Genomic DNA, 21,182 nt, shown 5'->3' on the forward strand with positions numbered 1-21,182 from the left:
CAACCTGCTCACAGTATGAGAGCCTCTTATTAAAGTATTGCTCATAGTGCCAAATTATAGATTTTTTCGCAATACTAAAGTTCTGCAATAAATTGCAGGGTTTTAAACCCTTACCTGAGACCAATAAAATGCCACAACCCAAACTCCTCCTTTTTGACGTAAACGAAACCCTGCTTGACCTCAAGCCCCTGGCACGGCGAATCAATACCACATTGAGCAACAATCTGGCTTTTGATCTTTGGTTTAGCAGTCTTTTGCATTACTCACTGGTGGAAACGACCACAGGAAATCACGAGGATTTTAGCAGAATTGCCAAGGCAACTTTTGAGATGACCGCTTTAAAATTTAAAAAAGTAGTACCCGAAGAAGAAATCGAGTCCATTTTGGGGTTGATAAAAAAACTACCCCCACATCCCGATACGGTAGAAGCTTTACAGGTTTTGAAGCAAAAAGGCTTTCGGCTGGCTGCGCTTACCAATGGAAATCCAACCGTCGCTCAGGCGCAACTCACTTTTGCAGAAATCAACCAGTTCTTTGAACGTATTTTTAGCGTGGATGAAGCGCGGGCATTTAAACCCAATCCAAAGCCGTATGTCTTCGTTCTCGATCAATTAAAGGTCAAAGCTCAGGAAAGTTTGATGGTCGCTGCGCACGGCTGGATATCACCGGCGCTAAGCGTGCCGGTCTTCAAACCGCATTCATTGCACGGGATGGTAAGTTCAAATATCCACTGGCCGAAGCACCTACCTTTGATTGTAAAGACCTCAAAGATTTAGTTAAACGTTTGTCCTGAATTGATAACTCCCGGGCTTTGGGTATCAGGCCCGTCCCAGTCAAAATCTGCATAGGCATTACCCGTTCCTATTAATTTTAAACTATAGCCTATGGGTACATCACCTGGCATGGAAACACCAATATCTGTAGCCGTCATTCCGGCTGCAGGCCCTGTGGTAGCTGTAAAACTTCCTTCGTAACTCAAAAACTGCATTACATTACCTAAAGGATCAACCAGCGCAATCCCATCAGGACCGTTTTGCATATTAAGCGGAATTTTCATCGTACCATAACCGGCCTGTTGATTTGGGATTGCTCCACTTAAAGCCACGGCTTTTATAATAGTTCCGTTTGAACCGTTGTAATGCACAATTTGATAGCCGCTAACATCTAATGCATTCCCGGCAACCTCAACGAATTCATCGGCAGTAATATCAGAACCCGTATTTTCGTAGCGAAATTCATTGATCCACAATTTCTGATCGTCATCAATGACACCTAATGTATGCGTATTTTGAGAACCTATTTGTGGTGTGCCATCACCCCCGGCTATACTCTCAATCGTAAATACGATGTTTGAATTTCCCTGAATAGCCGTATTGTCTAAATACGAAAAGGCTGAAGAGGTTGTAAAGCTGTCATAGCTACGCGAAACGGTAATAGTAACCGGCCCGTTTTGTACCAAATGGGTATAATCGCTAGCACTCACGGTAAGCACCAGACTATTAAAGGGCGAAGGGTTTTCAATAGAAAATGAAAGCGGGATACCACCGGAATTTTCGAGTATCGTTTGTCTGGCAGTGGTAAAAGATACTGTAGCAGACTCCGAAGAGGTACTTAAACAATAGACATTCTTAAACTGAATCCCATCCCACATTTTCAGGCAGCGCTCTACACCCTCTTCATTGTAAAAAACCACGAGACCAATATCGGCAAGCGTTGCACGTGAAGCAATGTCATTTAAGGCAGCAAGAGTGGAAACCCTTGGCGGCATCAGACCTCTAAAACCTCCGTCTGATGATTCGCTGCTGATCTCAAGCATAGAAGCGGGACTCGGTGTAGTGGTACCAATACCTACCTGAGCCTGAATTGAAAAACTTAATAACGCTAAAACGAGATAAAAAACTTTCATACCTACCTATTTAAGTCAATAAATGGTAAGTCAAGTTTTAAAGTTGTGTAGGGCCAACGTATAGGTAGTTGGGTATCACCAATTTAAAAAATTATTAAATACGAAAATCAGAAATTTTGTGTCTTCCTATTTTTCATTATCAACATCAAAAGCTGCATCAGGTTGTTTATCAGGATTGTAATTAAACAAGCCTTCACCTTTCGCGATTACGGAAGAAACCGTAGCATCACCGGTAACATTTACCACCGTTCTGCACATATCTAAAATACGATCTACAGGAAAGATAATCCCTATCCACGCCGGGTTTAAACCTACAGATTCTAAAACGATAATGAGCATCACCAGACCTGCACTGGGCACTGCCGCAGAACCTATAGACGCAAGAGTAGCCGTTAAAACAATGGTTAATTGCTGCCCTAAAGTCAAATCAATCATATGCAGTTGTGCCAAAAAGACCACGGCAACCGCCTGATACAGGCAGGTTCCGTCCATATTTACGGTAGCACCAATGGGAAGTACAAAACTGGTCACTTTCTTATCAACGCCCAGGTTATCCTCTACACATTCCATCGTAACCGGAAGCGTCGCAGCACTACTCGAAGTCGAAAAAGCAAGCGTTTGTGCTGGTCCCATCGCTCTGAAAAAACCGAAATAGGAAACCTTTCGCACAAATATTTTAAATATGAGCGGATAGATTACAAAAATCATCAGTGCCAAACCAAGAACTACTGTGAGTGAATACCAACTTAAACCTTTAAATATTTCGACCACTTTACCTATATCGTTACCGGCCATTTGACTCACGACACCGGCAAGCAAGGCGAAAACAAAAAACGGCGCTGCCTGCATTGTGAGGTCAACCATTTTGAGGAATACCTCCATAATACCATCAACCGCACGTGTTACGGGAGCCGACTTTTTAGGGTCGATAAACAGCATACTTACCCCGAAAAATAATCCGAAGAAAATCACTTGAAGCATCAGACCGTTATCGGCTAAAGAATTGAAAAAGTTATCGGGAACAATGTCTACCAGCGGTTGAAGGGGTCCGGCATCTTTAGTAGCATTGGCAGTTGCCATCTTATCATTTACTGAGGCATCCTGAAGCTCACTTCGCGAAAGATCTGAAATTTCTTTGGCCCGATCCATAAATTCAGGATCCTGTAAATAGTTGATTCCATCTTTGATCACATAGCCCTCATTGGCAGCCCAAATCTCATAACCAATACGGTTATCAATTCGGCTTTGCTCATCTACCAGTTTCCCGGGACCGATAAGGTTTACCAGAAAAAGTCCCATTCCCACTGCAAGGACGGTAGTAACCAGATAAGCCAGAAGGGTCTTCCCCCCCATTCTACCCAGACTGGCCGGGTCGCCCAGATTTGCAACACCACTTATAATTGAAAAAAGCACAAGAGGCACTGCGATTAATTTTAGCAAATTGATGAAGATTTCACCAAAAGGCGCGATCCAGTCGATGGTAAATTGGCTCCAGCCTAGTTTACTGGAAATTAATGCCCAAATAATACCCAGAACCAGACCTATTATAATCTTCCAGTGCAGTGCAAGTTTTTTCATGAATTGATGTTTAGTGTATTGAATTAGCCTTAAGGCGAAAGATAAACAAAAATCGATTTATTTTAAACCGATGCTTATGGATTAAGCCAATCTTTGATCCCAGAAATAATCTTCGGTCCTGACCAGAGAGACTTTTTTAGAGAATTCCGGGTGTGAGGTATTGATGATAAAATTGTATTCCTGGGGGATCACCGCTGAAGGCACTTTTAAAATCAGGCTGCGTTTAGAACGGTACCATTCTGAGCCCATTTGCTGCAACTGAGGGTAAGCGAATAGTCCGCGCCAGTTTAGCGGAAGCATTTCCTTCTTCAACTCCTCATAAAGCGAACTGTCATCTGCTAAAGAAATGACCATGACCTTGTAATGAGTTCCTGTTTGAATAGCCATACGGTTCACTACAAGCTCCAGAGAAGCCAATGCCCTGCTACCCGAGGTGTAAAGTACATTTTCCCCGGCCCGGTTCCATCGAGCTTCAGCTCCTGAACAGGTTAAAGCATTCGCGTAGTGTTCTGCCGAGATGCGATAGACTTCCATCTCAAAACTTAAACGTTATCCCCAAACTCCATCCCGGTAAGACGGTTGTCAATAAACTTCGTGCCGCTGTAGGTGTTTAAAAAACTGGATGGGGCCTTTTTATCAAAAAAGAAATTAGGCTTTTTAAGCCAATCTGAAAATGCTTCAAATGAACCAAAGACAGCTTTTCCGTGATTGAACAGGGCAATAAGCAATACAATCTTTTCCTGAACGTGATCTTTTATAACTGTATGATTGCTCTTATAATTTCTTAAGGTCTTAACGTTGACATTGAGCCATTCTGCAATTTCCGCCTCATTAAAATGGGCCATTTCCCGAAGTTTATCTAAGGTAGCAACATCAACAACGGTATGCTCCAGATAATATATAACCGCCGCTTCATTGAGCGCTAAGGGTGTTTTATCAAACTCTGTATAGCTCATAATCAACTTATTTACTCAAAAATAGGTATTTTTTCGTATCTATAAAAGCATTTTTACCTAAATAAATTGAACATAAAAAAACCTGAATGCTGCATTGCATTCAGGTTTTAAGGTTTTTCGTTGTCGATTCTAACTAGATCTTAGCCGCTTTGTTAATCAGCATATAATCTGCAAGTACCAGTGCAGCCATAGCTTCTACAATAGGCACCGCGCGTGGCACAACACAAGGATCGTGACGCCCTTTGCCTTGCATTTCGGTTTCGTTTCCTTCCTTATCTATGGTAGGCTGATTCTGCATAATAGTCGCTACCGGTTTAAAGGCAACTCTAAAATAAATATCCATACCGTTACTGATTCCACCCTGAATACCGCCGCTTAGATTGGTTTTGGTGCTTCCGTCTTTATTAAACAGATCGTTGTGCTCACTGCCCAGCATAGAGGCTCCGTGGAAACCGCTACCGTATTCAAAACCTTTCACCGCATTAATCGAAAGCATCGCTTTACCCAACTCTGCGTGTAATTTATCGAAAACAGGTTCGCCCAGACCCACAGGTACATTTTGTATCACGCACATTACCGTCCCGCCAATGGTGTCACCGGCTTTGCGTATTTCCTTGATTTTATCGATCATTTTTTCGGCGAAGGCCTCGTCGGGACAACGCACGATATTTGATTCAATCTTATCAAAATCAAGCTCCTGATAAGGCGTGGTCATACGTATATCACCCACCTGATCTACAAAAGCATTGATTTTGATATTTTTTAAAAATTGCTTGGCAATTGCTCCTGCCGCAACACGGCTAGCAGTCTCCCGTGCAGAAGACCGGCCTCCGCCACGGTAATCGCGTATTCCGTATTTCTGATCATAGGTATAATCAGCGTGAGAAGGACGATACGTGTCTTTTATATGGCTGTAGTCGTGAGATTTTTGATTGGTATTTACGATATTAAAACCAATAGGCGTCCCGGTAGTTTTTCCTTCAAAAATCCCTGAAAAAAAGTTCACACTGTCCGGCTCCTTGCGCTGTGTAACAATCTTAGACTGTCCCGGCTTACGACGTTCCATATCTTTATAGACCAAATCCAGATCGATCTCAACACCGGCCGGACAGCCGTCTATGATTCCTCCTATCGCCTCGCCGTGGGATTCCCCAAAAGTGGTAAGTGTGAATAATTTTCCGAAAGTATTACCTGCCATAACGTGTATTTGAGCGGCGAAATTAAAATGTTTTCAGCTAAAAGCCTTGTTATTAATTGCCTATTTGACCCTAAAAAGCTGAAAAGACTAAAATTATTTAATGCTCCCCTAATACTCAGGTAACACCAAATGAAGTAATTTGTTAAAAATCATATTCTTTGAAACGTAAAGTTGATCTTGTCATCCTCTCTGATGTGCATCTTGGCACTTATGGTTCACAGGCTAAAAACCTGGTAAACTACCTGCAAAGTATCAATCCTAAAACCCTTGTTCTCAACGGCGATATCATTGACATCTGGCAGTTTAGGAAACGTTATTTTCCCAAATCACATCTGCAGGTGATCAAAAAAATCATCTCGCTTGCTGCGAAAGGCACCAAAGTCTATTACATAACCGGCAATCACGATGAGAAGTTGCGCAAATTCAGTCCGGTGGAGCTGGGTAATATTTCGGTGCTTGATAAACTGGTTTTAAATCTGGACGGAAAAAAAGCCTGGATTTTCCACGGAGATGTATTTGATGCTTCGATACAGCACACCAAATGGATTGCAAAACTAGGCGGCTGGGGCTATGATTTTTTAATTGTGCTGAATAGTTTCATCAACTTCTGTTTGGTGCAACTTGGAAGACCGAAATATTCCCTTTCCAAAAAAATCAAGAACAGTGTAAAAAAAGCGGTGAGCTTTATCACCAATTTTGAAGATACCGCCGCCGAACTCGCAATCGAAAACCACTTTGATTATGTCATCTGCGGGCACATTCACCAGCCGCAAATGCGCGAGATAAAGACCGAAAAAGGTTCGTGCCTCTACCTCAACAGCGGCGACTGGATCGAGAACCTCACCGCTCTGGAATACCACAAAAAAACCTGGTCACTGATGGAATATGAAAAGCAAAATCTCGCTTTGGCTCAGGAAGACGAGTCGGTTAATACCGAGATTGACCCGATAAGTCTTTTGGCCTCCATAAAAATGATGAATTAATCCTCAAGTCTGGAATAGATGATTTTGTCAATACAATTTTCGGTTGGCCCACATGGAGGAAAATCGATGGTGAGTAGAGATTTATTTTCAGTAATCTCATAGCCCACAGCCTGGCGCTCTGAGATATCCCGAATATCCAAATCCTCAAGGGCTGGCAGATAAGCCGGTGTTCCTGCTTCTATGTAAAATTGTTTTGTTGTGAAAAAGATAATAGAATCTCTGGTTAACTCATAGTCCCCCGAAACCTTATAATCATAACCCAATAATTCATTGCTTTCTGAATTCCTGAAGGTGCTCACTCCTTCAAAAGTGCCGTCTCCTCTAAAGGTGTAGGTAAATCGATATAAAGTTGCACCTTCATCCAATTCGCTTCCGTTAAACCAGTCCCCTTTAAGATTGGCAGTTTCCGGGTTAATCAGATCCTGATCATCCTGATCGCAAGAGATTATAAATACAGCTAGAAGCGCAATTAAGATTAAATTTTTCATGGGTTGATTGATTAGATGTTCCCCACTTAGATACACGTATTCTCAACAGGTTGCGTAGCCTAGTCTAAAATCTTCAATTTCGCGAAGCGTAATAAAAGCTTCTTGATTCCGCCGGTCTGAAAACGGATTTCTGCCTTTTGATCCTGACCTATACCTTCAATACTCAAGACCTCTCCCTGCCCGAAACGACTGTGCTCCACACGCATTCCTTTAGACAGGTTATCATTCAAATCATCAGTCTGAATACCGGGAGTTGACTGAGGTCTTAATTTACGCAGCTTTTGCAATTGCTCTTCGGTAGGTTTACCCACTGTAGGAGGTGCGCTGCCCACGGGTTTCTTAAGGCGCATTTTACTTTTATCGGGTTCTCCAAAAATATCGCTGTCAATCATCGGCTTATAGCGATACGTATCTAGCGGTGTCTGGATATCCAGAAATTTCTCATCGATCTCTTCAATAAACCGGCTGGGTTCTGCATCGATGAGTTTACCCCAGCGGTAGCGCGATTCGGTATAGGTAAGATACGCCTGTTTCTCAGCACGGGTAAGTGCCACGTAGAATAAGCGACGCTCCTCTTCAAGCTCGCTGCGCGTATTCATACTCATCCCGCTTGGGAATAAATCTTCTTCAAGACCTACGATATATACATACGGAAACTCCAAACCTTTAGCCAGGTGAATGGTCATCAGCGAAACACGGTCCACATCGTCAATGTCTTTATCCATATCGGTCGCCAAGGCTACATCTTCCAGGAATTCCGAAAGGCTTCCGGTGGCATCTGCGATCTCTTTTTGTCCTTCCACAAAATCGCGCATCCCGTTAAGCAGTTCTTCAATATTCTCGATACGCGCAATCCCTTCGGGCGTTCCGTCTTTTTTCAGTTCCTGCAATAAACCGGTTTTTCGGGCAACCTCTTCGGCAACCACAAACGCATCGGCATTTTCCGCAGTAATCTGAAAACTGCGAATCATATTGACAAAGTTGTACAGCTTATTTTTGGTGCTTGAGTTGATTTTAATGTCCAAATGCTGAATATTTTCCATCACCTCAAAAATTGAACGCCCGTATTGCTTAGCAGCAATCACAAGACGATCTATGGTAGTTGCCCCAATCCCTCTCGCCGGATAATTGATGACCCGCTTAATGGCTTCTTCGTCGTTAGGATTGACCAATAAACGCAGGTAAGCGAGGACGTCTTTGATTTCCTTTCGCTGATAAAACGACAAACCACCAAAAATACGATAGGGAATTTCACGCTTGCGCAACGCATCTTCCATCGCACGGGACTGGGCATTTGTACGGTATAAAATGGCAAAATCACTATGCTTCAGCTGGTTGTTCATCTTATTTTCAAAGATGCTGCTGGCCACATAACGCCCCTCTTCCCCATCGGTCAGGGAACGGTGCACGATGATTTTAGGACCCGCATCATTTGCCGTCCAGACCACCTTATCCAGTTTGGTCTTGTTGTGCTCAATCACCGAGTTTGCCGCCTCTACAATGTTTTTGGTGGAGCGGTAATTTTGCTCCAGACGGTACACTTTTACGTCATCATAATCCCGCTGAAAGTTGAGAATGTTATTGATGTTCGCTCCGCGGAAGGCATAAATACTCTGGGAGTCATCACCCACCACACAAATATTCTGAAAACGATCTGCCAGTGCCTTTACAATCAGGTACTGAGAATGGTTAGTATCCTGGTACTCATCAACCAGAATGTATTGAAAACGTTTTTGATATTTTGCCAGAACTTCCGGAAAACGCGCCAGAAGTTCATTGGTACGCAGGAGTAAATCATCAAAATCCATCGCACCGGCCTTAAAGCAACGCTCTACGTACTCTTCATAGATTTGCCCCATACGAGGCTTTTTAGACATCGCATCAGCTTCCTGAAGTTCGGGGTTTTGGAAATAGGCTTTTACCGTAATCAGGCTGTTTTTAAAAGACGAAATGCGGCTGTGCACCTGCTTGTACTTATAAATATCCTTATCAAGTCCCATTTCTTTGATAATCGCCGAAATAAGCCGTTGCGAATCCTGAGAATCGTAAATCGTAAAGTTGGGCGGAAACCCCAGATGATGCCCTTCAATACGCAAAATCTTGGCAAAGACCGAGTGAAAGGTTCCCATCCACAGGTTTTTGGCCTCGCTGTTACCCACGATCGTGCCGATACGGTTTTTCATCTCCCGCGCGGCTTTATTGGTAAAGGTAAGTGCCAAAATATTAAAGGCGTCTACACCTTGTTGCATCAGGTAAGCGATACGCATCGTGAGTACCCGGGTTTTACCCGAGCCTGCACCGGCGATCACCATCATCGCGCCGTCTTTCTGTAAAACCGGTGCGCGCTGCGCGTCATTCAATCCTTCTAAAAGTGCCTCCAAAACATGTTCTTTTTTAAAATTTTTCTGCCTTTTTCGCAGGAGCGGAAAAATAAGGAAACTTCCCATTTTTGCGGTCTCGTTCTACATATAGTTATCAAAAAATTATCAAATAATGTCCGTTTATTTAAATGAAAAACACCGCAATCAGTCAATTGGAAAAAAACTGATTTTTCGTCAGTTCAGAAAATAAGGCTTTTAAGAATGGGTTCCCCACATTTTAAATATCTTTAAATCACTAAAGCACCCATATGCCATTTTACAAATCAACGATTCTCTTGTTTTTTAGTATCGCATTCGCGAAAACAACACAGGCCCAGCAGCTTATTTCAGGTCCATTGATTGAAGGATTTGGGGATACGTTTACGGTACCTGAAGCCAATTTAACTGCCGATCCTGAAAAAGTCTATAATGTCGTTTTTGACATTGCTCAATCTCCGGAAGATCCCGCCGAACTAAACCTGTATTTCAACACCGTTGCCCGTTTTTTAAATATGCATGCGGCTGCCGGTGTGCCTCAGCAAAACCTGAAACCCGTTCTGGTGGTTCACGGTAGCGCTACTTTTGACTTGCTAAAAAATGAGGATTACAGCGAAAAATACGGCGTTGACAACCCCAATCTTCCGCTTCTGGAAGCCTTTTACAAACTAGACATCCCTGTTATCCTTTGCGGGCAAACAGCCGGTAAGCGCAACATCCCTCAGGAAAAACGCTGGGAGCATACGCAAATAGCACTTTCGGCAATGACGGCTTTAATTCATTATCAGGATTTAGGCTATGCCCTAATTTCCTTCTAAATTCAAAAAATCAATTATTTAAAATAACAGATATGAAGAAACTACACCTTCTGGCCTTACTTGGTTTAAGCACGAGTGCTTTTGCCCAGTCTCCCGACAAGGAGCTTATGGCTGCAGCAGAATCTATAGAAGACCAGGTTATACAATGGCGACACGAGATTCATCAAAATCCCGAACTCAGCAATCGCGAATTTGAAACCGCAGCAAAAATTGCGGCGCATCTCAACTCTTTAGGTATAGAAGTACAAACCGAAGTTGCCAAAACCGGTGTGGTAGGTATTCTTAAAGGCGATCATCCCGGCAAAGTGGTTGCGCTGCGCGCAGACATAGACGCCCTACCGGTAACCGAACGCAATGATTTACCCTTCAAAAGTAAAAATACAGCCAACTTTCTGGGGAGTGAGACCGGTGTGATGCACGCCTGCGGGCACGACACACACGTTGCTATCCTGATGGGTACTGCCGAAATTCTTTCAAAACGCAAAGACAAAATACACGGTACGGTAAAATTCGTCTTTCAGCCTGCTGAAGAAGGACCGCCACCGGGAGAAGAAGGAGGTGCAGCTTTGATGATTAAAGAAGGAGTACTAAAAAATCCTGATGTGGATGCTATTTTTGGTCTGCATATCAACAGCGCTACGCCGGTAGGACAAATCAACTACAAACCCGGAGGAACTATGGCGGCTGTAGAGCGTTTCGTAGTAAAAGTAAAAGGAAAACAAACACACGGTTCACAGCCCTGGGGCGGAGTGGACCCTATTTACATTTCTGCGAAAATCATTGACGGATATCAATCAATCATCAGTCGGGAGTCCAATCTTTTGGTAGAACCGGCGGTGATTACTGTTGGCAAAATCACATCAGGTGTTCGCTTTAACATCATCCCGGAAGAAGCGGAACTGATAGGAACCGTACGCACACTTGATCCCGATATGAAAAAACTCATCATTCGTCGTATGACCGAAATGACCGAAGGGCTGGCTAAAACCTACGGAGGCAGTGCGACAATTGAGTTTCAAAATAACACAGCAATTACCTACAACGATGAAGAGCTTACTGCTCAAATGCTACCTACCTTGCAAAACGTGGCAGGAGCCGAAAATGTGAATCTGGTAAAAGCCACTACAGGCGGTGAGGATTTCAGCTTTTTTCAGGAAAAAGTGCCCGGCTTTTATTTCTTTTTAGGTGGAATGACCCCCGGAAACACCACTCCGTATCCGCATCACACTCCAGATTTTATGATAGATGATGACGGTTTGCTGCTGGGTGTAAAAACCATGAGCCAGCTTACCCTTGATTATCTGAATGCGCAGTAACTTTGAAAATGTATGACCGAATTTTTTGACATCCTAAAATCCATACCCTGGTGGGGATGGGTGCTCATCGCACTCGCTGTAATCGCTATACGCGATGTGTTTTTTAATAAGAAGCATATCATCACGCACAACTTCCCCGTAGTTGGGCACATACGCTATATGCTTGAGAGTATAGGCCCCGAGTTGCGCCAGTACATCGTTGCCAATAACCGGGAGGAGCTTCCGTTTAACCGTATTGAACGCGGCTGGATTTATGCTTCCGCTAAAAACCAAAACAACTACGAGGGTTTTGGTACCGATCAGAATATTTACGAAGCCAACTATATCTTCATCAATAACGCGATGATGGGCTTCCGCATTCCGCCCGATCATCCCAATGCCAAAAACCCGTATTTTCTGCCCTCGGCTAAAGTTATGGGGCTTTACAACAAGCGGCGTAAACCCTATCGTCCCGCTTCAATAATCAATGTATCGGCGATGAGTTTTGGTTCGCTTTCGGCACGTGCGATCGAGTCGCTCAACAAAGGTTGCAAACTGGCTCACGCCTATCACAACACCGGTGAGGGCGGACTCTCCCCCTATCACAAACAAGGCGCCGATGTGATTTTTCAGATTGGGACCGGGTATTTTGGGGTACGTGATGAAGCGGGTAATTTTTCGATGGAAAAACTGGTAAAGCTGGTTGAAGAAAATCCGCAGGTAAAAGCCATTGAAGTCAAACTTTCTCAGGGAGCTAAACCGGGAAAAGGCGGCGTGCTTCCGGCATCAAAAATCACTAAGGAAATCTCAGAAATACGCCATGTTCCTATGGGCAAGGATGTCATTTCGCCTGCAACACACACCGCTTTTACAGATGTAGAAAGCCTTGTTGAATTTGTAGAGGCCATCGCCGAAGCTACCGGTCTTCCGGTTGGAATTAAGGCAGCCATAGGTAAATTACACGATTGGGAAAAACTCGCCCAGATTATGGTGAAAACCAATAAAGGACCCGATTTTATTCAGGTTGACGGCGGCGAGGGCGGTACCGGAGCAGCACCACCCAGTTTTGCCGATCACGTTTCGTTGCCCTGGGTGTATGCATTTAGCGATCTCTACAAGATTTTCAAAAAGCACCACCTTACTGAACGCATTGTCTTTATAGGCAGCGGTAAACTTGGGCTTCCGGCGAAGGGCGCTATGGCTTTTGCTATGGGTGCAGATATTATAAACGTCGCCCGCGAGGCTATGCTGTCAATAGGCTGCATTCAGGCTAAAGCATGCCACAATAACACCTGTCCCAGTGGTGTGGCCACGCAAAACAAATGGTTGCAGGCCGGGATCAATATTGAAGATAAGGCGGTACGTACCAATTTCTACTTTAAAAATTTCCGGAAGGAGTTGCTTGAAATTACACACGCATGTGGTTATGAACATCCGTGCCAGTTGACTACAGAAGACGTAGATTTGTCCCTTGGTGATAAAAACCTGACCCAGACCCTGGCCGCCTGCTTCAGCTATAACAAGGTGGAAGTGCCGTTTAAATCGATGCAAGAACTCATTGATTGCCCGCATCTGGGAGGTTGCTACGACCCAAAAACAGGAAAAACTGAAAAAGAAATTCAACAAACACCTGAAAAAGTACGTTATTAATTTATGGACCAAATCCTGGAAATTGCAATTGCTGTAGGACCTGCCATTGTGGTAGGAGTTATCGCCTATTACTTTTTTGATTCTTTCCTGAAAAATGAGGAAGGCCGCCGCCGTTTCTTATTACATAAAGAAACTCAAAAAGACGTGCTCCCTTTAAAACTGCAGGCCTATGAGCGGTTGACCTTATTTTTAGAACGCATAAACCCCACTCAATTGCTCATACGCGTAAAACCGGTAACTGACGATAAGAAAGCCTATGTTGATCTGATCGCGGCAACCATCGAGCAGGAATTTGAACACAATCTTACGCAACAGATTTACCTGTCTTCAGAATGCTGGGGTGTGATTAAATCCTCAAAAAATGCGCTTATACAACAGCTGCGTAAATCTGTGGCAAAAAACGAAATCACCTCAGCCCATCAATTAAGGGAATATCTTATTCAGAATCCGGATGGGCAGGAAAATCCCACACGAGTGGCTCTGGACTATTTAAAAACCGAGGTCCGGGAACTTTTTAACTAAAACCGAAGTCTATGCGCGTTACTTTTTTCTTCATCCCGGTATTGCTTCTGCTTTTAGCCTGCGACAATACTAAACCTACTTCAAAGTCGCTTGATCCCATAAACTGGGAAAATCGCCGCATTGAACTGCCTGAAACCGATTCGCTTACAACCGCCAAAACCTATCTGGGTATTTATTCGGAGATCTATAGCACTTCAGAACACAACACCCACGACCTTACGGTTACGGTAAGCCTGCGTAATACCAGTGAAAAGGATACGGTGATTTTGACCAAAGGAGTTTATTACGATACCGCGGGTAATCCCATACGCACCTATTTTGATTTTCCCATTCAGCTAAAACCACTGGAGACTGTTGAAATCATCATTGAAGAAGGCGACAAAACAGGAGGCACAGGCGGCAATTTTATCTTCGACTGGCTTGATGATCCTGAAGTAACAGACCCGCTTTTTGAGGGAATTATGATCTCAACCCGCGGTACGCAAGGCCTTTCTTTTAGCGTACAGGGAAAACGTATCCAATAAAAAAATCCTTTATCAAGTCTCCAAATGAACCTAACAATAGAAAATATTGTTCTTGTAGGCTCTGTCTTACTATTAATTAGCATCATTGTAGGCAAGACCTCTTATAAATTTGGGGTTCCCACCTTACTGTTGTTCTTAGTGGTAGGCATGCTGGCAGGTTCTGATGGTATAGGCGGTATTCATTTTGACAACCCGCAAATTGCGCAGTTTATAGGCATCGTATCCCTCAATTTTATTCTTTTTTCAGGGGGTTTAGATACCAACTGGTCAACTGTAAAACCCATTCTTAGGGAAGGTCTTGCGCTCTCTACCCTGGGCGTTCTGCTTACAGCGGTTTCTTTAGGCCTTTTTGTGTATTATATCACAGACTTCACCATTTACGAAAGTTTGCTTTTGGGTTCTATTGTTTCTTCCACAGACGCAGCTGCCGTTTTTTCCATTTTACGGTCTAAGAGCCTGGCGCTCAAAACCAATCTGAGACCCACTTTAGAGCTGGAAAGCGGCAGCAATGATCCCATGGCCTACGTGCTTACCATCGCGTTTCTTTCTTTAGTAATCAATGAAGATCAGGGGCTGCTTTCGGTTGTACCCATGCTATTGAGGCAAATGATTTTAGGCGGGATCGCCGGTTTCCTTTTCGGTAAACTAAGCAAACTTATCATCAATAAAATCGAATTGGGTTTTGAAGGATTATATCCGGTTCTGGTAATTGCACTGATGTTTATAACCTTTTCTGCTACCGAATTTATTGGCGGAAACGGTTTCCTTGCTATTTACATCTGCGCAGTTTATTTGGGTAATCAGGATTTAATACATAAACAAACAATCCTTAAAATGTTTGACGGCCTTGCGTGGCTTATGCAAATCGTGTTGTTCTTAACCCTTGGCTTATTAGTATTTCCCACTCAGGTAGTTCCTTTCATTGGGATAGGTCTTATGATTTCCTTATTTCTCATTTTCCTTGCCAGACCCATAGGCGTTTTTATAAGCCTGATGTTCTTTAAAATGAAAATGAGACGCAGGTTTTACATCTCGTGGGTGGGACTGCGAGGCGCAGTGCCTATTGTGTTTGCTACTTATCCGCTGCTCGCGGGTATTGAGAAAGCGCATATGATTTTTAATATTGTATTTTTTATCTCGCTGACTTCAGTTTTAATACAGGGAACTACACTTTCAATTGTGGCCAGGTGGCTTAATGTAGGCCTGCCCGATGAAGAGAAACCAAAGCAAAATATGGCCGGTATGATATCTGAAATTCCTAAAACGGCAATGAAAGAAATCGTCATCAAACCCAGCTGTACTGCTGTTAATAAGAAAATAGTAGAATTGGGATTCCCTAAAAATGCAATCATTGCAATGATTAAACGCAATGATAAGTTTCTTACGCCGAAAGGTGCTACCGTAATTAATGAAGGAGATACTCTTGTCGTACTCTCAGAGGATGAAGAAGGTCTGGATGATGTTGTAAGATGTCTTAACAGCCCGAACTAGATATTATTTCAAAATCCTTCCGGAAAATTGACGCGTTCGGTTTATTCCCGGTCAGTGTTTATTCGGTTTCCGGAATTTGGCGCAACTTATTTTCCTGAGCCTGTTTTGCTTTCGCGGCAGCGTAATCCCAACCCTGCTGCCACCAGCTGCTCATTAATTTTTTGTTGAAAATCAGACTGTTTTCGGTAAGTTTTGAAGGCGTATAATACAGGTTAAGCGGCACATCTCTATTAATCGCAGCCAGCTTGCCCACGATCACATCATGGTATTCTACCTGATCCATTAAAAAGCCAAAGAGATTTACCATCAGCGAAAACGGATTCTTCCCCAGTACCTTGTTGTACTCCATATTCTCAGACTCCAGAATAATCGCGTCAACTTCAGTTGCCCCGCGGCGAATGGCCTCGCGTATAGGCACAATGCACCCAAAACCACCATCGGCATATTCAAAACCGTTCTTATTAACCAGACTCATAAAGGGCACGTAGTTGCAACTTATCCAGATCCACTCACAAAAATCGTCGTACTCCCAGTTTTTAATAGACTTGTATTCTACCGTGTTTTTAGTGAGGTTTGAGACCGTAACCACCACATCTGCGGTTTGCCTTTTAATGTCTTCAAACTCTGCTTTAGATAAATTCTTGCGGATGTTTTTAAGCAGATTTTTGCTTTCACCAAAAGTGCGCTTGCGCTTTATAAACTGCCAGACGGTATTCCAGTAGTTGATAGAAACGTATTCCCGGTCGCCCTTTTTCTTGATATTAAAAGGGTTAACATTAAAAATAGTGTTTTGGTTAACCTGAGTATAGACCTCGTATGCCCGCTTAATGTTATTATTGGCAAGTTGTGAAATAAGCAAACTCCCGGTTGAAGTACCCAGAAACAAATCATACTTATGACCCTGCTCTTCAATAAGATGTTGAGCCACACCACCTGCATAGGCTCCTTTACTCCCCCCTCCGGAAATAACTAAAGCCCGCATTTAGAGTAATTTTTCATTAACCAAAGCCTGCTCTTTTGGATTGTCAAACTTCAATTTCTCCAGTTCTTTGCGATAATCCGGGTTTTTGACCACCTCATCTAAAATCGATTTGCAAGCCTGCGCAAAACGCCAGTTGTGATGAAAACAGGCCTCAACCAGATTGGCCAGACTTTTGGGTTCATACAACTGCAATTGGTATAATTTTTCGAAAGCGTTTAATCGGGTCTCAAACGCATAGCGATCACCCGTAAATCGGGTAAGCCTAAAGAAATGATCGCGTATGTAAGCTTCCTCATAATCTAAAGTAGAAATAGCCAGAGCCAGCCATAAAATTTCAACATTATGATCTGCAAAACCCTGCACGCCTTTCATCTTGTCTAAATACGTGTGACGGTCTGCCGGAAAGGATCTCCACAAATTGAAAAAAGCGTATTCCCGGGTGAGATACGAATCGTCATTGAGCAAACGCTCGTAATTCACTTTCATAAATGCCGGCACATCGGTGATTGTCTCGGCAATAGCCTGCCGTACCCAGGCATTATTCGTATAAAACGCCCGCTCATAAATACGCGCTGCAGATGAAGCCGGCACTTTAGCCAACTGGTAAATAACTTCCCGACCGCTGTACTTATCAGGCAAAGCCAAAAGTTCAAACAACTTGTTCTGTTTTTGACCAAAAGACTGAGCTCGCAGGGCTACCACGCGTTTATAGCGCTGAATCACCGGTGAGTCTTTTAGCAGTTCCTGAGCCTCAGCGTATGGAAACTCGGTTCCCTCAAGCCAGGTCCCGGCAAAATCCATCAGATCTTCACCGCTTGCCGCACGGGCCTCGACCAGAAAATCTTCGGTCTCCACGTTGCTAAACTTATGCTTGTCTAAATAATTTTTTACCGCGGTTTTAAAAGCCTCATCTCCTATTTTATTGCGCAAAGCGAAAAGCGCCCAGGCTCCTTTTTGGTAAAACGTAAGCGAGCTCGCATTGGGATTGAGCAACTTTTCGCCTTTACCCTGCTTGCTAAGCGCCTGAAGCTGCTCTGCAGACTCGTAAAGCTTCCAGTAAAACTCATCATCACCCAGAAATTTTCGCTCTGCGAGTAAAGCATAATAGGTAGCAAAACCTTCCTGAAGCCAGTGATGCATTCCGGAGGTTTCGGTCACATAATCGCCAAACCATTGATGGGCGAGTTCGTGCGCATTTACACTCACATAATTGCGGTCTGTAAAACCGGTACGGTCTACCACATACTGATCGCTAAAAATAGTCGCGGTGGTGTTTTCCATCCCCGCATACAGAAAATCCTTTACCGGAATCTGCTTATAATTGGGCCAGGGATAGGGTACCCCTATTTCCTCTTCGAAATAATCAAAAATATCGTCGCTGTAGCGGTAGGTGGTCATCACCTTCATAGAATCTTCCGGATAATAGTACAGCTCTATCGGAATCCCGCTGTCTGACGCACGCTTTTGCTTTCGGTAATCACCCAGTACAACGGCAACCAGATAACTCGACATAGGCTCAGACATCTCATAATGCCAGATAAACTTCTCGCCGCTTTCTTCCTTTTCCTTTAAAACACCGTTTGCCACGACTTCCTGACCGGGATAGGCCACGATACTCAGGTCAAACTCAATCTTATCGTTCATATCATCGATACTGGGCAGCCAGTTTGAGGTGTATTTGCCCTGACCCTGCGTCCAGATTTGCTGAAAACCGCCGTTATTTACAAAATAAAGAGCCTTGTCCGGTTTAGCGGTGTACTTGAGTTTAAGGTGATAGGTCTGCCCTTTTGCGAAGCTTTCGGTAAAAATGATACGCCCCTCATCGGTATGTGTGCTCACGAGTTTATCGTTAAGCAGCGACTCATAGCGCAGAATATTTTTTGCATCGAGATACACAAAATCGGCATCGTCGAGCATGGTAAATTTGATTTCCAGATCGCCGCTTACGGAAGCTTCGGCAAAATTAAAGTCGAGCAAGGCATAGATACGTTCAAAATCTACTGTTTGCGTTTGCTGGCCATACCCTGTGCTTATCAAAAGCGTGGCGATAAGCGAAAAAAACCATTTCATCAATACATCAATTTATAAATCTGTAACACAGATTGGATTAGACAGGTATTCTTTTACGCAGTTGCGAAAAGCTTCTTAACTGTCATTTTTAGTTAAAACCAGAATTGGCTGCCAAATTAAGGATTTGATTTTAAAAGCGCTTGTTTAATGCGGGTGAATACACGTATAAAATTGAGACGTTTTATATATTCGTTGCGATGAACGCGGGCAAACTACAAACACCTATAGATTACCTGAAGGGCGTAGGCCCCAGCCGGGCCGATTTGCTGCGCTCTGAGCTGGGCATTCACACCTATCAGGATTTGCTCAACCTCTTCCCCAACCGCTACATCGATAAAACTCAATATTATACCATAAACCAACTGCAGCCCACCAGTGCAGATGTGCAAATCATAGGTAAAGTGACCCACATCAAAACCGTGGGCGAGGGCCGCTCAAAACGCCTGGTCGCTACCTACATTGATCAAACCGGAGCGATGGAACTGGTGTGGTTTAAAGGCCTGAAATGGATACGCGAACGCCTTAAAATCAACGTGCCCTATGTGGCTTTTGGCCGGGTACAGCGTTTTGGCAGCACCTACTCGATCGCACACCCCGATCTCGAACTGCTTGAAGAACACGAAAAGGGATTGCGGGCGGCGATGCAACCCGTTTATCCTTCCACCGAAAAACTGAGCAATCGCGGCATTACAAACCGGGTGATGAACGGGCTGATGCAAACCCTGTTTCAGGAAGTACATAAAGAACTGGACGAATCGCTGTCGCCGGGAATTATTGAAACCCTCAAGCTGATGTCGCGCAAAAAGGCTTATCTCAATATTCACTTTCCGCAGAAACAGGAAAATCTGGCACGGGCGCAATTCAGGCTGAAGTTTGAAGAATTGTTCTTCATTCAGTTTCAATTACTGGTTAAAAACCTGCTGCACAAGAAAAAAATCAAGGGCTATGCCTTTGAACATATAGGCGAAAACTTTACCGAGTTTTACAACAAACACCTGCCTTTTGAACTTACAGAAGCTCAAAAACGGGTGGTAAAAGAAATACGCAACGATCTGGGCAAGCCCGCACAAATGAATCGCTTATTACAGGGCGATGTAGGTAGTGGAAAAACCATAGTTGCCCTACTCACCATGCTCATCGCTATAGACAATGGTTTTCAGGCCTGCCTGATGGCGCCCACCGAAATATTGGCTATTCAGCATTATCAGGGACTTAGCGAATTGTGTCAAAAGCTGGACATTAAAATCGCCTTGCTCACCGGTTCGTCAAAAACCAGAGAACGCCGCGTGATCCACGAAAGTCTTGAAGACGGCTCGCTACACATTTTAATTGGAACCCATGCCCTGCTTGAAGATAAGGTGCAGTTTAAAAATCTGGGACTGGCGATTATAGACGAGCAGCACCGTTTTGGCGTAGCCCAGCGCAGTAAACTTTGGCACAAAAACGATTTGCCTCCACACATTTTGATCATGACCGCAACGCCCATTCCCCGCACGCTGGCGATGAGTGTTTACGGTGATCTCGATGTTTCGGTGATTGACGAACTGCCTCCCGGAAGGAAAGCCATTAAAACGGTACATCGGTATGATAACAACCGCCTGAAAGTCTTCGGTTTTATTAGGGATGAAATCAAAAAAGGCCGCCAAATCTACATCGTTTATCCGTTGATTCAGGAAAGTGAAGCGCTTGATTATAAAGATTTGATGGACGGTTATGAAAGCATCAGCCGCGAGTTCCCGATGCCCGATTATCAGATTTCTATCGTTCACGGCCAGATGAAACCCGACGATAAAGACTACGAGATGAACCGTTTTGTAAATGGGGAAACCCAGATTATGGTTGCCACCACCGTGATTGAAGTAGGCGTTAATGTTCCCAATGCTTCGGTGATGGTGATTGAAAGTGCTGAGCGTTTCGGGCTTTCGCAGTTACACCAGTTGCGGGGACGTGTAGGACGTGGTGCAGACCAGAGTTATTGCATTTTGATGACCGGTCACAAACTTTCGGAAGACAGCAAAACCCGTCTGCAAACAATGACCCGCACCAATGACGGTTTTGAAATCGCAGAAGTAGATCTTAAACTGCGCGGTCCCGGCGATCTTATGGGAACCCAGCAAAGCGGAGTTCTCAACCTGAAAATCGCCGATATCGTGAAAGATAACGAGATTATGAAAGCCGCCCGCGGTTATGCTTCGGCCGTTTTGAAAGAGGATCCACAATTACAAAAACCCGAAAACCTGCCCATTCGCCAGACCTACGCAGCCCTGATGAAATTTAAAAACATCTGGAATTACATCAGTTAGCCGGTATTAATTCTGAATTCAGAATTCAGAATTCAGAATTATTTGAGTTCTGTATTTTCGA

At 43.8% G+C, this 21,182-nt stretch carries 18 protein-coding genes; 9 read left to right on the forward strand and 9 right to left on the reverse strand.

The features are described from left to right. The first annotated feature begins 128 nt into the window (after positions 1–128). Positions 129–776 carry a haloacid dehalogenase type II gene (locus LLW17_RS13955; RefSeq protein ID WP_228230906.1) on the forward strand — a complete coding sequence of 216 codons (648 nt, stop codon included), beginning with the start codon at positions 129–131 and terminating at the stop codon, positions 774–776. On the opposite strand, the gene LLW17_RS13960 is transcribed toward LLW17_RS13955, so the two are convergent. From LLW17_RS13960 to aroC, 5 genes are all read right to left on the reverse strand, one after another. Continuing rightward, complete coding sequence (locus LLW17_RS13960; RefSeq protein ID WP_228230907.1) at positions 773–1,906, reverse strand: phage tail-like protein; 1,134 nt, start codon at positions 1,904–1,906, stop codon at positions 773–775. The genes LLW17_RS13955 and LLW17_RS13960 overlap by 4 nt on opposite strands. A 126-nt stretch (positions 1,907–2,032) precedes the next feature. Next, on the reverse strand, positions 2,033–3,484 hold the full coding sequence (locus tag LLW17_RS13965) for a dicarboxylate/amino acid:cation symporter (RefSeq protein ID WP_228230908.1): 1,452 nt from the start codon (positions 3,482–3,484) through the stop codon (positions 2,033–2,035). An 81-nt stretch (positions 3,485–3,565) separates the two neighbouring features. Beyond that, positions 3,566–4,018: an RES family NAD+ phosphorylase gene (locus tag LLW17_RS13970; protein WP_228230909.1), complete on the reverse strand. Its 453-nt coding sequence runs from the start codon at positions 4,016–4,018 to the stop codon at positions 3,566–3,568. 8 nt (positions 4,019–4,026) lie between these two features. Next, entirely contained in the window at positions 4,027–4,440 is a 414-nt protein-coding gene (locus LLW17_RS13975) for an antitoxin Xre/MbcA/ParS toxin-binding domain-containing protein (protein WP_228230910.1), read from the reverse strand. A 133-nt stretch (positions 4,441–4,573) separates the two neighbouring features. Beyond that, a complete protein-coding gene (gene aroC, locus LLW17_RS13980; RefSeq protein ID WP_228230911.1) occupies positions 4,574–5,638 on the reverse strand; it encodes a chorismate synthase in 1,065 nt (354 codons plus the stop codon). Between the two features lie 158 nt (positions 5,639–5,796). Between aroC and LLW17_RS13985 the strand changes: the two genes are divergently transcribed. After that, positions 5,797–6,621: a UDP-2,3-diacylglucosamine diphosphatase gene (locus tag LLW17_RS13985; protein ID WP_228230912.1), complete on the forward strand. Its 825-nt coding sequence runs from the start codon at positions 5,797–5,799 to the stop codon at positions 6,619–6,621. Here the strand turns inward: LLW17_RS13985 and LLW17_RS13990 are convergent. Continuing rightward, positions 6,618–7,109, reverse strand: coding sequence for a hypothetical protein (locus LLW17_RS13990; RefSeq protein ID WP_228230913.1), 492 nt, complete (start codon positions 7,107–7,109; stop codon positions 6,618–6,620). The two genes, LLW17_RS13985 and LLW17_RS13990, sit on opposite strands and share 4 nt — an antisense overlap. 59 nt (positions 7,110–7,168) lie before the next feature. Further along, entirely contained in the window at positions 7,169–9,490 is a 2,322-nt protein-coding gene (locus LLW17_RS13995; protein WP_228230914.1) for an ATP-dependent helicase, read from the reverse strand. A gap of 248 nt (positions 9,491–9,738) precedes the next feature. On the opposite strand from LLW17_RS13995, the gene LLW17_RS14000 reads away from it, so the two are divergent. From LLW17_RS14000 to LLW17_RS14025, 6 genes are read left to right on the forward strand one after another with little or no spacing between them, the layout of a single operon-like run. Then, positions 9,739–10,284, forward strand: coding sequence for a DsrE family protein (locus LLW17_RS14000; protein WP_228230915.1), 546 nt, complete (start codon positions 9,739–9,741; stop codon positions 10,282–10,284). A gap of 32 nt (positions 10,285–10,316) precedes the next feature. Beyond that, positions 10,317–11,600: an amidohydrolase gene (locus tag LLW17_RS14005; protein ID WP_228230916.1), complete on the forward strand. Its 1,284-nt coding sequence runs from the start codon at positions 10,317–10,319 to the stop codon at positions 11,598–11,600. Positions 11,601–11,612: 12 nt separating this feature from the next. Continuing rightward, entirely contained in the window at positions 11,613–13,229 is a 1,617-nt protein-coding gene (locus tag LLW17_RS14010) for an FMN-binding glutamate synthase family protein (protein ID WP_228230917.1), read from the forward strand. Positions 13,230–13,232: 3 nt separating this feature from the next. Next, a complete protein-coding gene (locus tag LLW17_RS14015; protein WP_228230918.1) occupies positions 13,233–13,751 on the forward strand; it encodes a DUF7935 family protein in 519 nt (172 codons plus the stop codon). Positions 13,752–13,762: 11 nt separating this feature from the next. Next, positions 13,763–14,275: a DUF3124 domain-containing protein gene (locus LLW17_RS14020; RefSeq protein WP_228230919.1), complete on the forward strand. Its 513-nt coding sequence runs from the start codon at positions 13,763–13,765 to the stop codon at positions 14,273–14,275. Positions 14,276–14,299: 24 nt separating this feature from the next. After that, complete coding sequence (locus tag LLW17_RS14025) at positions 14,300–15,766, forward strand: potassium/proton antiporter (RefSeq protein WP_228230920.1); 1,467 nt, start codon at positions 14,300–14,302, stop codon at positions 15,764–15,766. 58 nt (positions 15,767–15,824) lie between these two features. Here the strand turns inward: LLW17_RS14025 and LLW17_RS14030 are convergent, their stop codons facing one another. After that, complete coding sequence (locus LLW17_RS14030; protein WP_228230921.1) at positions 15,825–16,748, reverse strand: patatin-like phospholipase family protein; 924 nt, start codon at positions 16,746–16,748, stop codon at positions 15,825–15,827. Continuing rightward, positions 16,749–18,818 carry a M1 family metallopeptidase gene (locus LLW17_RS14035; RefSeq protein WP_228230922.1) on the reverse strand — a complete coding sequence of 690 codons (2,070 nt, stop codon included), beginning with the start codon at positions 18,816–18,818 and terminating at the stop codon, positions 16,749–16,751. It abuts the gene before it with no gap. A gap of 197 nt (positions 18,819–19,015) precedes the next feature. On the opposite strand from LLW17_RS14035, the gene recG reads away from it, so the two are divergent. After that, a complete protein-coding gene (gene recG, locus LLW17_RS14040; protein WP_228230923.1) occupies positions 19,016–21,121 on the forward strand; it encodes an ATP-dependent DNA helicase RecG in 2,106 nt (701 codons plus the stop codon). The last annotated feature ends 61 nt before the right edge of the window (positions 21,122–21,182 follow it).

The sequence above is a fragment of the Leeuwenhoekiella parthenopeia genome (assembly GCF_020782115.1).
Taxonomy (GTDB): Bacteria; Bacteroidota; Bacteroidia; order Flavobacteriales; family Flavobacteriaceae; genus Leeuwenhoekiella; species Leeuwenhoekiella parthenopeia.

What these genes read in the sequence shown, in the direction of transcription:
- LLW17_RS13955 (WP_228230906.1), top strand. Translation starts at nt 129, where the DNA reads ATGCCACAACCCAAACTCCTCCTTTTTGACGTAAACGAAACCCTGCTT.
- LLW17_RS13960 (WP_228230907.1), bottom strand. Translation starts at nt 1,906, where the DNA reads ATGAAAGTTTTTTATCTCGTTTTAGCGTTATTAAGTTTTTCAATTCAG.
- LLW17_RS13965 (WP_228230908.1), bottom strand. Translation starts at nt 3,484, where the DNA reads ATGAAAAAACTTGCACTGCACTGGAAGATTATAATAGGTCTGGTTCTG.
- LLW17_RS13970 (WP_228230909.1), bottom strand. Translation starts at nt 4,018, where the DNA reads ATGGAAGTCTATCGCATCTCGGCAGAACACTACGCGAATGCTTTAACC.
- LLW17_RS13975 (WP_228230910.1), bottom strand. Translation starts at nt 4,440, where the DNA reads ATGAGCTATACAGAGTTTGATAAAACACCCTTAGCGCTCAATGAAGCG.
- aroC (WP_228230911.1), bottom strand. Translation starts at nt 5,638, where the DNA reads ATGGCAGGTAATACTTTCGGAAAATTATTCACACTTACCACTTTTGGG.
- LLW17_RS13990 (WP_228230913.1), bottom strand. Translation starts at nt 7,109, where the DNA reads ATGAAAAATTTAATCTTAATTGCGCTTCTAGCTGTATTTATAATCTCT.
- LLW17_RS14000 (WP_228230915.1), top strand. Translation starts at nt 9,739, where the DNA reads ATGCCATTTTACAAATCAACGATTCTCTTGTTTTTTAGTATCGCATTC.
- LLW17_RS14005 (WP_228230916.1), top strand. Translation starts at nt 10,317, where the DNA reads ATGAAGAAACTACACCTTCTGGCCTTACTTGGTTTAAGCACGAGTGCT.
- LLW17_RS14010 (WP_228230917.1), top strand. Translation starts at nt 11,613, where the DNA reads ATGACCGAATTTTTTGACATCCTAAAATCCATACCCTGGTGGGGATGG.
- LLW17_RS14015 (WP_228230918.1), top strand. Translation starts at nt 13,233, where the DNA reads ATGGACCAAATCCTGGAAATTGCAATTGCTGTAGGACCTGCCATTGTG.
- LLW17_RS14020 (WP_228230919.1), top strand. Translation starts at nt 13,763, where the DNA reads ATGCGCGTTACTTTTTTCTTCATCCCGGTATTGCTTCTGCTTTTAGCC.
- LLW17_RS14025 (WP_228230920.1), top strand. Translation starts at nt 14,300, where the DNA reads ATGAACCTAACAATAGAAAATATTGTTCTTGTAGGCTCTGTCTTACTA.
- LLW17_RS14030 (WP_228230921.1), bottom strand. Translation starts at nt 16,748, where the DNA reads ATGCGGGCTTTAGTTATTTCCGGAGGGGGGAGTAAAGGAGCCTATGCA.
- LLW17_RS14035 (WP_228230922.1), bottom strand. Translation starts at nt 18,818, where the DNA reads ATGAAATGGTTTTTTTCGCTTATCGCCACGCTTTTGATAAGCACAGGG.
- recG (WP_228230923.1), top strand. Translation starts at nt 19,016, where the DNA reads ATGAACGCGGGCAAACTACAAACACCTATAGATTACCTGAAGGGCGTA.